Annotated in this window: 7 protein-coding genes; 5 read left to right on the forward strand and 2 right to left on the reverse strand. The window is 35.6% G+C overall.

Annotated elements, in window-relative coordinates; genetic code table 11:
- The first annotated feature begins 9 nt into the window (after positions 1-9).
- From KEM10_RS15110 to KEM10_RS15130, 5 genes are read left to right on the forward strand one after another with little or no spacing between them, the layout of a single operon-like run.
- A complete protein-coding gene (locus tag KEM10_RS15110; RefSeq protein ID WP_212216868.1) occupies positions 10-1,632 on the forward strand; it encodes a RagB/SusD family nutrient uptake outer membrane protein in 1,623 nt (540 codons plus the stop codon).
- 11 nt (positions 1,633-1,643) lie between these two features.
- On the forward strand, positions 1,644-3,599 hold the full coding sequence (locus tag KEM10_RS15115; protein WP_212216869.1) for a fasciclin domain-containing protein: 1,956 nt from the start codon (positions 1,644-1,646) through the stop codon (positions 3,597-3,599).
- A gap of 25 nt (positions 3,600-3,624) precedes the next feature.
- Positions 3,625-5,214, forward strand: coding sequence for a fasciclin domain-containing protein (locus tag KEM10_RS15120; protein ID WP_212216870.1), 1,590 nt, complete (start codon positions 3,625-3,627; stop codon positions 5,212-5,214).
- A 24-nt stretch (positions 5,215-5,238) separates the two neighbouring features.
- Positions 5,239-8,466, forward strand: a complete 3,228-nt coding sequence (locus tag KEM10_RS15125; RefSeq protein ID WP_212216871.1) for a SusC/RagA family TonB-linked outer membrane protein — start codon at positions 5,239-5,241, stop codon at positions 8,464-8,466.
- A 47-nt stretch (positions 8,467-8,513) separates the two neighbouring features.
- Positions 8,514-10,172, forward strand: a complete 1,659-nt coding sequence (locus tag KEM10_RS15130; protein ID WP_212216872.1) for a RagB/SusD family nutrient uptake outer membrane protein — start codon at positions 8,514-8,516, stop codon at positions 10,170-10,172.
- Between the two features lie 388 nt (positions 10,173-10,560).
- Here the strand turns inward: KEM10_RS15130 and KEM10_RS15135 are convergent, their stop codons facing one another.
- Positions 10,561-12,468 (reverse strand): DUF3857 domain-containing protein, encoded by a 1,908-nt coding sequence (locus KEM10_RS15135; RefSeq protein WP_212216873.1) that lies wholly within the window; start codon positions 12,466-12,468, stop codon positions 10,561-10,563.
- A complete protein-coding gene (locus KEM10_RS15140) occupies positions 12,452-14,335 on the reverse strand; it encodes a hypothetical protein (protein WP_212216874.1) in 1,884 nt (627 codons plus the stop codon). Before KEM10_RS15140 ends, KEM10_RS15135 begins: the two co-directional genes overlap by 17 nt.
- Positions 14,336-14,468 lie beyond the last annotated feature (133 nt).

The following is a 14,468-nucleotide window of genomic DNA, read 5'->3' on the forward strand; positions in this document are numbered from 1 at the left end:
AATGACAGAATGAAAAGAAGTAATTGTAAAAAAAACAGGTTAATGAAGATGAAAGAACCACAATATAAAAGAACAATGAAAATACGAACAATCTATTCATTGTTATGGGGATTGATTTTATCAGTTAGTTTTACGTCATGTTCTAATTGGTTGGATTTAAAACCCGAAAGTGATCAGGTACTGGAAGATTTCTGGAAAACAGAATCTCAGGTAAACCAGGTGATGAATGCTTGTTATCGTTCAATGCTTGAATACGATTATCTTGACAGAGCCATGGTATGGGGTGAATTGAGAAGCGATAATGTAACTTTTGGATCGCAAATGGAAGTGAATATGTATTTGATGATTAATGTGGATATTACATCATCAAATGCATATGCAAGGTGGGCTCCTATGTATCGTACTATCAACTATTGTAATAACTGGTTGTATTTCGCGCCAGGCGTTATGGATTTAGATCCTAACTTTACAAGTGCTAAATATCAGTTTGCCAGAGCGGAAGTGTTAACCATTCGTGCTTTGTCTTATTTTTACCTTGTTCGAACTTTCGAAAATGTTCCTTGGGTAGATACACCTAGTATTGACGATACTCAGGATTATAATGTACCACAATCGACAGAGGACGAAGTACTGGATCATATAACAGCTGATTTGGTAGATGCATTAAGAACGGCTCGTGAGTCATTTGATATTAGTGCTCAAAACAAAGGACGAATCACAAAAAATGCCATCAGAACTTTGTTGGCGGATATAGCGCTTTGGAGAAACGATTATGAAAGCGTTGTGAATTACTGTGATGAAGTAATTAATACTGAGAGGTATGAATTGGTTGAGGCAGAAGATGTGTTACAAGATGTATTTTATATAGGTAATTCACAAGAAAGTATATTTGAACTTCAATTTCGATCATCCAACCTTGAAAATGGACCTGTAAGGACTAATATCGGATGGAGTGGTGCAGAACTTGGATCGTGGGCATTTCCTTTTAACTTAATGCAAGATGGTGGTCCGTTTACTTTTCAGGTTAGTGCCAATACAACCGAAGGAGAAAAAGATATACGAAAGTATGATTACATGATACAGAGATCAGCCGAAGCGTATTATCCATTTAAATATGCTGGATATAGAAGTACATTTGGAGATGACGAGGATGTTTCAGTCAATGATTATTACTATACACTAGACTGGTCGAATTGGATTGTTTACCGTTATTCTGATGTATTATTAATGAAGGCTGAAGCCTTGGTTGAAATTGGTGGACGTGAGCAAGAAGCTTTAGATTTAGTGAATGAAACATTTTTACGTTCTAATCCAGAAGATGATCCATTGACACTTGCCAATTATCAGGGAGGTTTACTAAGAAATCTCGTATTAAGAGAGCGTCAGCGTGAGTTTATGTGGGAAGGTAAACGTTGGTATGATCTTATGCGTTTGGCACGAAGAGCAGATTCAACAGACCCATTATTAGGGTATGTTATGAATAAATTCTCAGGAGATGGAAATTATGCTGCTAAAATGTCTGTGATGGATGCGTTGTATATGCCAGTGCATATTAGTGAAATCAATGCGAATCCTAATCTTGAGCAAAATCCATTTTATGAAATTAACTCTGGAAGTTCATCCGGTAATTAAATCAGTGAGTTATGAAGAGTGTAAGGAAAAACAAAATGAAATTATTAAAGAGTAGCAATACTATTTACTTAGGAATACTTTTCCTGTTTACAGTAATGTTATCCTCTTGTTACGATGATAATGTAGGTAATATATATACCAACGAAGGACTTACAATTGGTCAGTATATTACTCAAAACCCTGAGCAGTTTTCAGAATTCTCTAGACTGCTAGATACAACTAAGGTTAAAGGTTTGTTAAATGCTTATGGTGTTTATACATGCTTTTTACCCGATAATGAGGCAATGAAAGCGTATTATCAAATGAGAGGGCGTACATCATTAGATCAGTTCCCTTTAGATAGTTTGCAAAAAATTGCTTACGATCATATTATCCAAAACTACGATATTCAAACCAGTGAGTTTGGGGTTGGATTTTTGGCGAGGTTAACCATGAGTGGCCGTTATTTGAAAACAGATGTGGAAACTGGAGGTGGAAGTTTTGACTTCTATATTAATACCGACTCAAAAATTACTGAGAAAGATGTTGAAATGCATAACGGTATTATTCATGTACTCGACAAAGTATTAAACCCTACTGAAAATACTGTTGTAGAAGCTATCTCAGAAGATGAAAACTTTACTTTATTGAGCGAAGCTTTATTGCTTACCGGTGTAGCTGATCGATTAACTCCTATTAAAGATGAATCATATGTTCTGCCAAGTGATCTTGAAGAGCGTGAAGGTACAACTGGGGGTAATGGTTCTATTAACCGTGTACCATTTGAGAGAAGATATGGTTTTACCATTTTTGCTGAGAGCGATCAAACCTATCGCAATAATGGTATTAATAACATTGAAGATCTAAAGACTTTAGCAAGTACTATATATGATGCTACTTACCCTGAAGATGCCGGTATTACGGATGTTACAAATCCACGAAATAGTTTATATCGTTATGTAGCCTATCACTGTTTAAATAAAAAGGTACCACGTGCTTTCTTAATTGAAAGATATGATAATACAGGATCTACCTATGCAACAACCGGAGAAACACACTCGGTAAAAGCATACGATATGTTCGAATATCTCGAAACCTTGAATACAAATACTTTAATTGAGGTTAGAACTGACAGAACCCGAATTCAGGATCCTTATAATATTTTGAATCGTACCGCACCGGGTGTAGAAATTAATCTGACTGATAATTACGATAATGATGCAATTAACGGAGTTTATCACGAGATTGATAATATTCTAGTTTATAGTCAGGAAGTTCGTCGATTGCTTTCAACTAAGCGTTTACGTATGGATGCGGCCAGTTTCTTCCCTGAGTTAGCCAATAACTCAATGAGGGTAGGACATGCAAGGGATGATTATCCTTACGAAAGCTGGAGGTTTACTGATGATTATATCGACAGAGTGAAAGTAGCTCCGGGTACCAGCTTCGGATACTTATCATCTGACGATCGTTTCCTGGATTACCAGGGAGATGAAGTGTTTTTATCAGGATTATATGATTTTGAAATTACAACTCTACCGATTCCGGCCGGAACATATGAAGTTAGATTTGGATGGCAGCCAACCATATGGAGGGGAGCAGCTCAAATTTACTGGGATGGCAAACCTTGTGGTATTCCATTAGATTTGCGTTTAACTGCTGATGATCCTAAAATTGGTTGGGAGAAACCTGGAGATAACTATAGTGACCCATTAGGTTACGAGAACGATAAAATGATGCGTAACCGTGGTTATATGAAAGGTCCTGCTTCGTTCAAGGTTATTAAAGATAGTCAAAATGGTGGATGGTATAACGGACCAGAAGCACGTAATAGTCCTAACTTCTTACGTAAAATCTTAGGTATTTTTACTTTTGATAAGGATACAACCCATGTAATGGGGGTAAAAGCTGCCAGAGAAGGAGAGTTTATGTTTGATTTCTTAGAGTTTGTACCAATTGAAATTATAGAATCAGAAGGTATTGACTAACAGCTAAATTCAAATTGAAGAAAAAATGAAATATACAATTTATAAAAACGCTTTAATCCTGTTAATATCTGTCGGGTTTGTATTTACTGCCTGCAACGATGAATGGGATAGTCATTATCAAGAAGATATCTATGACGGAGCTGAAACTTCTATGATGGAATATCTGGAAGCTAACAGCGATTTAAGCACCTTCACATCTCTGGTTAAACAAACCGGTTATGATGATATTTTAAATACACCGCAAGTCTTTACTGTATGGGCCCCTAACAATGAGGCCCTTGCAGGAATAGATGTAAACGATGAATTGTTTGTTGAGAATCTGGTTAAAAACCATATCACTCGCGGTAGAATCGGAACATCTGGTATAAGCCTTGACGCTATTAAAATGCAAAGCGGTAAGAATATCGATTTTGAAACCAATGGCGGAGGTTATATGTTTGGAGATGCTAATCTTACACAGCAAAATGTACCTTTAAACAATGGTTTAGTGCATAAGTTGGATGGTTATGCTCCTTATTTGTATAATATTAAGGAATACATCGGAGAGACTGAAGGATTTGATTCTTTAAAAAATTACATTTTTGGTAAAGATAATTATGAATTTGATCCGATAAACAGTGCTGAAATTGATATTGATGAAAATGGACAAGTAGTTTATGACTCTGTTTTTATTTATACCAATGAAATTCTTAGTTGGATTGGAGAAATTTATAAAGAAGATAGTGTGTATACTGCTATTTTACCTACTAATACTGCTTGGCAGGAAGCTTATGATCGTATTAAACCGTATTTTAATCTCCCTATTGATTTAGGAAGTGAGAAGTATGCTGATGAATATACTAAGAACAGAATTGTTGAGAACATGACCTTTATGGGTAAGATTGATAATCCTGCCCAATACGATTCTATTCAATCCAGAGCCTGGTACTATACTCCTTACAGTGTACCCAATAGTTATGCTTCAACAACCATTAAGAAATTTTTTAATGTAGAGGATTTATTTGCCAATAAAGAGCAGGTAGAACTGAGTAATGGTTTGGTATATATTGCAGATCAAATGCCGTTTTTAGACTCTGTTTTTTATAAAAAAATACAGTTGGAGGCAGAATATTCTGATTCCAGAGAAAACTCAAATAGTGAAGTATACTATCGAAGTAGTTACGAATCTGATTTAGATATTTCTAACAATTACTATTTATACGTTGAGCCTATCAGTACAAGTGCCAAGCCTAGCGTAACCTTTATGCTGAATGATATTTTATCAGCATCTTACGATATATCTTGTGTATTTGTACCGGAATCAATTGCTGGTGATACTTTAGAGACCAAGGTCTCTTTTGTACTAACGTATATCAATTCAGAAACAGGGCGTGTACGTCGTCAAAGAGTAACTCCTGAAGATAATGTGGTAAAAGCGGATGGCCTGACAAAGATGCATGCTTTACGTTGGGACTTTGAATGGGCTAATGTTCGCAATACCTATGAAAATATGGAGTTGCCGGTTCAGTTAGAAGTTATTAATGAAGTATCTGATGCAGAAGCTTCGGATCCGGAATTAAAACTAACAAGAAGGATGCGAATTGACTGTATAATGTTAGAACCAGTTACAGAATAAGGTATGAACTGTAATATGAATAGAATGAAACAAATAATATCGTTAAAAACAGTACTATATAAAGCTCTTGCCGTGTCGGCAATGGCTGTAATATGTACCTTATTTGTAGGTAGCCCGGTATATGCTCAGGACGATCTGAGTGAAATGCTTGCAGAGATTGATGAGGTACGTTTTTTAACCGGTGTGGTTAGAGATGCTCAAACAAAAGAACCGATTGTGGCAGCTCAGTTATCAACACTAAACTATGAATCGGCAGCCACAACGGATGCTGAAGGTAAGTTCTCAATAGGTATTACCGAAGATACAGAAGTAATTTTGGTAAAAGCTTTTAATTATAATGCTCGCGAAGTTGCTGTTAGAGGTAATAACGATTTAGTTATCGAACTATACTCAGATAAATTTAACGAGCTATATTTCGAAAAGGAAAATCTGACTAAAAAAGAACGTACATCAAAGGTGACTAATTCTGTTAGTACAATGGATGTTTTTACACCTCCTTCATTTGCTTCTGTTGATGAATTACTTCAATCGAATTTAGGCGGTGAAATGCGTTCCATTGGTCGTTCGGGATTAACCGGTATTGGTAATGCTATGTTTATACGTGGTTTAAATTCAGTAAATGCCAATGCACAACCACTATTTATTGTTGATGGTGTAATCTGGAACAGTCAATATGATGTAGAGTCGCTACATGCCGGATATTTTGGAAACACATTGATGAATATTGATGTGAGTGATATCGAAAGTGTGAGTGTTGTCAAAGATGGTACTTCAATTTATGGAAGTAAGGGAAGCAACGGTGTGGTTATCATTAAAACCAAACGAGGAGAAAGTATGGCAACCAAAATTGAAGTTAATTCAATGTATGGTTACATCGATCGTCCCAATACCTTGCCGGTTATGAATGTAAATCAGTCGCGAAATTATGCTTCAGATTTGGTTTCTTCTATGACTGAAACCGAAATGCGAAGCCGATTTGGGTTAAAACCAACGGAAGGGGCTAATGATTTACCTTTCCTGGATATTAATCCTAATACATCTACTTACGCTGACTATAATAACAATACCAACTGGGAAGATCAGGTTTATCAGGAAGGTATGTACCATAGTAATAAAATTAGTGTAAACGGTGGTGATGATAAAGCATTATATAATTTCTCGGTAGGATATACCGGAAGTAATGGCGTGGTTAAAACTACCGATATGGATCGTTTGCATTCTCGTTTTAATGCTGATATCTCAATATTAAATGATGTTGATTTAGGTTTAAATGTAGGTTTTACCAATACCAATCGCACTTTATTAGACGATGGTGCTGTGTTTCATACTTCACCAACCTATGCATCTTTAATTAAATCGCCTTATCTGTCACCTTTTTTATATACTAATTCAGGAACGCTTACTACAGATCCTGCTGACAGTGATATTTTTGGGGTTACCAACCCAACTGCATTAATTGAAAATGCATTAAATACCAATAAGCAATATCGTTTTAACATGGCGATTAAGCCTACCTGGAGAATAAATGATAAATTAACTGCATCATCTATTTTTGATTACAGCTACGAAAAGGCCAGTGAAACTTTTTACCGTCCTATTAATGGTGTAGCTGATATTTATCTTGATAATGTAGGATGGTCGCAAAATATGTTCCAAGGCCAGCAACTGCGTAACATTTCTATGTATAGCGATACCCGTTTAGATCATCGTTATAAAAAAGGATTGCATCGTGTTAATTCTTTATTAGGTTTCAGATACCTTTCAACAGATTACGAATCTACGTTTGGTGAAGGTCACAATACAGGTACCGATCAAAGAAGGGATTTATTACCTGATATGATTGACAAAAATACCGTAGGTATTCATGATCAAATCAACTATCTGTCAACATATGCTAAGGTAGATTACAGTTTCGATAACCGTTATTTTGTAGGTGCATCAGTTGCTGTTGATGGATCAAGTGTATTTGGAGCTGAAACACAAGAAGGATTTCAATTAGGAGATCATAGTTTCGGAGTATTTCCATCAGCAGAAGCAGCCTGGTTAATTTCATCGGAAGAGTTTATGAGCAGTGCTTCTTTTGTAGATCAGTTAAAACTACGTGCCTCGTATGGTTTAACTGGTAATGATGATATTGACGCATATGCCGGGCGTACTTACTTTTCTTCAATACGTTATTACGAAAGAATGAATGGTTTGGTATTTGGTAATATTGGTAATAAAGAATTACAATGGGAGACAACGTCCAGAGTAAGTGCCGGGTTAGAAACTATTCTTTTTAACGATCGTTGGGCATTAAATGCTGACTTTTACAGAGGTTATACATCTAACCTGTTAATGTTAAAAGATTTACCTGAAGTGGCTGGTAATGGAATGTACTGGTCTAACGAAGGAGAGATGTCAAACATGGGAGTAGAAGTATCAACCAATATAAAAGTATTGAACTTAAGTAGTTTTAAATGGGAAGCTGGTGGTTCGATTGGTCATTACCAAAATAAAATTGAAGCCTTACCGGGTGGAGATATGATTACTTCTATCTATGGAGCTGATGTATTAACGTCAGTAGGTAGCGCAGCAGGTGTTTTCTATGGTTATAAAACCAATGGAGTTTTTGCCACAGAAGCAGATGCTACTGCAGCCAACCTTAAAATGGTTGATAAAAGTGGTACAGAGCATTATTTTGGTGCCGGTGACATGCATTTTGTTGATAATGGTGATGGTATTATCGATGAGAATGATAAGCAAATAATTGGAGATCCAAATCCTGATTTCTACGGATCTTTCTTTACCAATTTTACGGTTAAGAATTTTAGCATTAATGCATTGTTTACCTTCTCTTACGGAAATGATATTTATAACTATCAAAGAGCGATGTTAGAATCGGGTAGCGATTTTATTAATCAATCTACAGCCATGACTAACCGTTGGTTCTATGAGGGACAACAAACCGAAATGCCAAAGGCTACATACGGAGACCCTATGGGGAATGCCCGATTCTCTGACAGATGGATTGAAGATGGTTCTTACCTGCGCTTTAAAACCTTATCACTTAATTATAAGGTGCCTATTAAAAGTAGTGTTGTGTCTGGTTTAAATTTCTGGGTTTCGGCCAATAACCTTTTTACCTGGACCAATTATCTGGGAGCTGATCCTGAATTCTCTAGTTCTAATAGTGTATTATATCAGGGAATTGATACTGGGTTGCTGCCGTATTCAAGAAGTTATTATGTGGGTGTTAAGATAAATCTATAATGGAAAGAATATTAAACATGCTACATGTAAGTGAAAAGATGAAAAGTATGAAAAAATTATATAACATAGTGGTAGGTATCGTAATGATAGGTATTACGCTAACCAGTTGTTTAGATACAAAGTCAGATCAGATACTACTGCCATCCGATTTAGATTTAAATTCTCCGGATAAGAATTTTTATTCGATGAATGGAGTTCTTAACCAATTGGAAAAACTAACCTTGCGTTATGTTATTTTGGGAGAGTTAAGAGGCGACCTTATGGAAACCACTTCCTATTCTGATGAAGAACTAAATGAAGTATATAACTTTGAGGCAGGGCCTGATAACAAGTTTAATAATGTAGGTGATTATTATTCAGTAATCAATCTTTGTAATTATATGATTGCCAATATTGATACTGCTATAACAATGAAAAACGAGCAGGTTAATCTGAGAGATTATGCTGCTGCCAAAGGAATTAGAGCCTGGACCTATATGCAGTTAGCTTTAAACTATGGAGAAGCAAAATACTATACCAATGTAATTGAGGATGTATCTGATGCCAATAAAAATTATCCAAGTTATGGTATTGAAGAACTGGCTGGTGAGTTAATTGATGATTTAATTGCCTGGAGAGATATACAGGCTCCGGATAAATATGAATCAGCCAATATGTTTTTTTCAATTCGTATGTTGTTGGGAGATATGTATTTGTGGACCGGGCAATATGAAAGTGCGGCCAGAGAATATTATCATCTGATTAATAATAATCCTGCTACAACTCAAAATGCCTATTATATTGATGTAGATTATAATAATAGGGCATATTTAGACAATAATACCATTATAGGTTGGAGAGCTAGTTGGCATAATTTATTTAGAGGTTTGGAGCACAATACCATTACATTGGTAAATGGCTCTTCAGAGTATAATGCCGAGGGATCACCGTTAGATTCATTAAACCAGTATATGAATGAATTGGCCCCATCTGATATTGCTCTGAATAATTGGGATAGTCAGATATATTATGTGACTAGTACCATTACTGATGAAGGTGATTACAGAGGTGAAACAGGAACCGCAGGTTCATACTCGCTATTATCGTCCAACACAGAAAAAGGTCAAATAGTTAAGTTTCAAAACTTGTCAACAGAAACCCGAAGATCGGTGGTGCTTTATCGTGCAGCACACTTGTATTTACGCTATGCTGAGGCAGTAAACCGTTTGGGTAAGCCAAATTTGGCATTTGCAGTATTAAAGAATGGATTAGGGCCTTATACTTTAGCAAACGATAACTTGGTGCCTCGTCACGAAAAGTATAGTACCTATACTGATACTACCGGAACACTGATTGGTTATGTTGATTTTACCGCAAGCAATTATATTACTACCATAGTAGATGATGATGAAGTAGAACGCACCGTTCAGCGTAATATTGGTGTACATAAACGCGGTTGTGGTAATGTTGAACTAAGCGAAACTTTTATTATCCCAGAACAAGCTTCGTTAGAAGATTCAATTCAATATGTTGAAGATAAAATTATTGAAGAACTAGCTTTGGAAACAGCCTTTGAAGGTAATCGTTTTCATGACCTGATGAGAATTGCAAAACGCAGAGGTAGCAATGCCTATTTAGCCGATAAAGTGGCAGAAAAATATACTAATGCAGACGCGATTCGTGCAAAATTGATGGAAGAAGCTAATTGGTACTTACCAACTAAATAGTAGGTGCTATATAGTCTGTTTATAATAGTTGAATAATTTAAAGGGGCCGTTTGGGTCCCTTTTTTTGTTGTATTGGCAGTTAGCTATTGCATGTAAAATCGTTTTATAGCTCTTAAACCGGCTGTTTCAAAACATGGATAGCCTATTGATTGGAAGTTTAAAGTGTTGTATATGGTATTACAAGCCTTTTTTATTCGTGCATCCTATATTTCAAGGGTATCTTTATCTCATATGTATTGGATGAAAATAAGTTATTGTGGTTATGTCAATCGATTGGTTGCAATGCATTACTAGGCTTTACACGGTGCTTCGCAAATTGAAAGCACAATAAAATACCCGTATCAAACTGACACGGGTATTAAACAGTTTTGATTATTATCTGTCAACGCTAACTTTTAGGTTTAATAATGGCACTGGAAGCATCCGCTTTTGCCACTTTTTCAAGAAAATCTCTAAACTCATTGTATTTTTCCCGTGGATAGGTACCCTTATTTATTACAAGGTATCGATGGTAATAGATTGAATTTTCATCAATCTCAGTATGACTTTTATAAATGCCAAAATCGGAATTTATTTCTACTGGATCAGGGATAGCTTCAATTGCCATATCATCCTGAATTAAATATTGAATACTGTCTTTTTCACTATAATTACGTCCAATAAAAAGAGGTGTTTTTCTACCTCTTGAAAAAGGAGGGATATAAGTTTGTGTATTCAAAGTGTTAAGCTTAAACAGCATTCGTTCACCCATTTTGGTTACAAAGCTGAATAAATAAATATTTAAATCTTTCTGTAACTCAGGATTTCGGTCAAATTTGACTTTAATATCAAATGAATCTAATTCAAAATTAGGAGCATTAATAGATTGGGTAATCCTTTTTTTTCTGTCTTTCTCATCAAGCAGAGTTAGTGCAAACTGATCGGGGTACTGAGCTCCTTTATAGTTATAACTAATGTTGGCAATAGCATCTCCATGAGATCCAATCAGCACCTGGCCTTTTAAAATCTGTTGGTTATCATCAGATGAATACGACGGTGTTTTAACTATTTCAGATTGGTCTTCTTTTACAACTAAAACATACCTGTCATCAGTAAAGTCGCCTATAAATCCGCAAGGTGAATGAGAGTTGGTGCATTCTACCCATAAGGTATCCGACTCATTGGGAATAGACAAGAATACATGATTAAACCTATCCATCGGAAAATCAGGTTTTACGCTGGATGTATTGCCTGCCTGTACTAATGTGTAATTACAATTAATATCCAGCGCTTTCAATAGCGACATAGTATAGTTTGTTAAAGCTTTACAGTCGCCATACGACAAACGATCCACTGTTTCTGCATCAAAAGGCTTAATACCACCTATCCCGGCCTGAACGCTAATGTATCGGTTTTTATTCTGAGCGTATTTGTGAATGGTACTTACTTTTTCGTATATGCTCATTGAATCTGTTAGAAGCGATCTAACCTTGTTAACCGTTTCTTCAGGTATATTATTCTGACTTTCATTTAAGTGATAATAAAAGGATCCAAAAGATTCCCATGTACTTAAATCACCTTCATAATTATCGATTGAAAAGCGGGCAGGTGCAGTTAATACATGTGGAACCCATAAATCAGCAGGAGGAGACAATGGTTCATATTTAAACGCCTTAAAATTATCAACTTTCCATGTGTATATGTTTTGTCCTTCAGTATTTGAATGTTCAACTGATACGGGCATGTTGTTTTCACGATACCTTAGTTGGTAATCACTGGGGGTGATAACTATAAATTCTGAATGTTCAACTGATAAATTAAAAGCATCAATAACATACCAGTTGGGAAAATGGTATGTTGAATTACTCTTCCTTGTGTAAGAATATTCTACAGTAAAAGGATAAGTTGAATATTTAGGATCGGCTACCTTTAGACGACTGTCTTCGTATATCGAAAAACCCGATATGGCACTTCGGTCGTAAATATCTTCATTCGAAATTTTCTTTACTTTGTTACCCTCCTCATCATAAACCACCATTTCGATGTCAATAATCTTAGTAAAACTGTCGTAGTATTCGCTAAAAACCGACCTGTCAAGGGCACTTTCTTTAAGAATGGTAATAGCCATACTATATCTTTCTTCAGCTTTGTTTACAGCCTGATACTCGTATGTATATGACGCATTTCGAATAACAGCATCAGCATTGCCAATTAATTCCTTAGGTATTTCGGCAACAGGATATTTAGTTTTAGGTTTGGCGTAAATAATTATAACGCTAAAACATAAAAGAAATAGAAAGCTATAATGACGCTTCATTTTGTGCAGGTTTTAGAATAATAGGTTCAGCTTGTTTTTTAATAATCTCGCTATATAAAGCTTTAAGCAATGGGTATTCTTTCGCCATATATCTCGATTTGGCAAGATTAAGTTTGTAGGTAACATTTATGTTATTGCCAATTACACTATAGTTTATTAGAATGTTTGATTTTTTATCGGGTAGAAAAGCCTTAATAGGCTGAGGAGTTGATTCTATCTGGTACCCTTCGGGTATGGTTATTCTTGTAATAAGATACTTTGTTTTACAATAAGCAAAATCAACCGGATACTCTCGATTTTCAAGTTTGAAAGGATTCTCTTCTACCTGTTCAAATAAAAAAGGATTCACCAAAATCATATTGTTTATCTTCTCCACCTTATTGCTTATTTTTATATCATATTTTTCTTTGATGGGTTGATCCAGGTTAGAAAGGTTTTCAAGGTTATAGTCTTTGATTAATAAACCCGGGTTGCTCGCTTCAATAGCGGTTAAGAAATCATCTTCGCTGGCAAATTCTTTATAGTTCTTTCTAAAATCATATGCAGCATAAGAATATCTGGCAAAAGATACATTTCCTTCCAGGTTTAATTCTTCATCTAAGGTTAGATTGTACAATATGGTTTCCTGGTCTTTTTCTGAGGCTTCTAAATCTATCCATTTACCCGATTCGTTAGTAACCAACCGGCCTCTTTCATTCAGACATCTTTTAGGAAGCATACCTAAAGGCAACAATTCATCTGTAGCATCCAATAAGTATTGTTTACCATCTATTTCAGTCCAAACAATCACATAGTTTAGCTTTTCAAGACTTGGGTATACAATATGTAACATTCCATTATCCCGGGTGCTTAAAACAACAGGTAATGCAGGAAGATCTAGTTTTAGAAGGAGCTGCATCAGCATCAGGTTGATGTCGGCAGAATTTGCTTCTCCTTCTTTGTAAGCCGAGCTTAGAGCTTCAGTAGATGTATAAACCGATTTATATTCATTCCATCTAATTTTTTTGATGGCATCATAGGCTGCCTGAACTTTTTCTAATGGCGTTGTATAATCTGCTTCTATGTCTTTTTTGATGGATGATAAGTAACCAGAGCCACTAAAAATAGCATGTCCAAAAAAAGTATGTGAAGCCAGTCGATTGTTTACTGCTTCCCACGATGTGGTATAACTTCTGTAGTATCCCGGAACACTAATGTTTAAGATATCAAATTCAAACTTTGTTTTGTAATTTTCAGCTGAGTTGATAAATGGTTCTGGTTTGAAAGCTTCCATATTATCGCAATAATAGGTGTTCTTTCCATCGGATTGAATAGGCAGGAATCCCACTTTCCTTTTTCTGAATTCGATATAAGGCGATGTTTCAAGGTACAGTTCACTATGTAACACCGGTAAATCTTCCTGAAAGGCAAACTCTCCAGGTAAAAATTCATGGGTAACCTGAATGTCGTAAACAGTTCCTTCCTTAACATTAGGAAGTGCCACTCTTATTCGATAGTAGTCATCCGTAACACGTTCTTTAAAAATAGATTCTCTTTTTAGCTTGTCTTCAATAATTTCTCCATCAATAAGTTTGAAAACCTTGGCTTTAACCATTGTTCTGTTATCGCCGGAAAAGGTGAATTCAGAATATTCAGTACCTGCCTTTTTAAGAATCTTCACTCTGCGGGTTTCAGTAAAACTTAAGTCAGTACTGTTTAATTGACCATACTTACATAAAACAACCGCCACTGCAGAAGTGTCAAGGTCGTATTGTGTCATTTCCAGTTCTTCCTGAGTTACTTTTCCGAATTTAATTGGGGCTTTGGCATAGGTAATGGCAGTATTACAGGCAAGAATAGCCAGCAATAGAAATATAGATTTTTTCATAGAGGTAGGTTTAAATATTCACTTATAAATATATAAAAGAATAACTATGTGTTATGTATCTTTATAAAGATATTTATCTATAGGATCTTATTTAGATTGATTTTACTTATTGCTTTTTGATGGATTTATGTAT

The sequence above is a fragment of the Carboxylicivirga linearis genome (genome assembly GCF_018271995.1).
Taxonomy (GTDB): Bacteria; Bacteroidota; Bacteroidia; order Bacteroidales; family Marinilabiliaceae; genus Carboxylicivirga; species Carboxylicivirga linearis.

What these genes read in the sequence shown, in the direction of transcription:
- KEM10_RS15110 (WP_212216868.1), top strand. Translation starts at nt 10, where the DNA reads ATGAAAAGAAGTAATTGTAAAAAAAACAGGTTAATGAAGATGAAAGAA.
- KEM10_RS15115 (WP_212216869.1), top strand. Translation starts at nt 1,644, where the DNA reads ATGAAGAGTGTAAGGAAAAACAAAATGAAATTATTAAAGAGTAGCAAT.
- KEM10_RS15120 (WP_212216870.1), top strand. Translation starts at nt 3,625, where the DNA reads ATGAAATATACAATTTATAAAAACGCTTTAATCCTGTTAATATCTGTC.
- KEM10_RS15125 (WP_212216871.1), top strand. Translation starts at nt 5,239, where the DNA reads ATGAAACAAATAATATCGTTAAAAACAGTACTATATAAAGCTCTTGCC.
- KEM10_RS15130 (WP_212216872.1), top strand. Translation starts at nt 8,514, where the DNA reads ATGAAAAAATTATATAACATAGTGGTAGGTATCGTAATGATAGGTATT.
- KEM10_RS15135 (WP_212216873.1), bottom strand. Translation starts at nt 12,468, where the DNA reads ATGAAGCGTCATTATAGCTTTCTATTTCTTTTATGTTTTAGCGTTATA.
- KEM10_RS15140 (WP_212216874.1), bottom strand. Translation starts at nt 14,335, where the DNA reads ATGAAAAAATCTATATTTCTATTGCTGGCTATTCTTGCCTGTAATACT.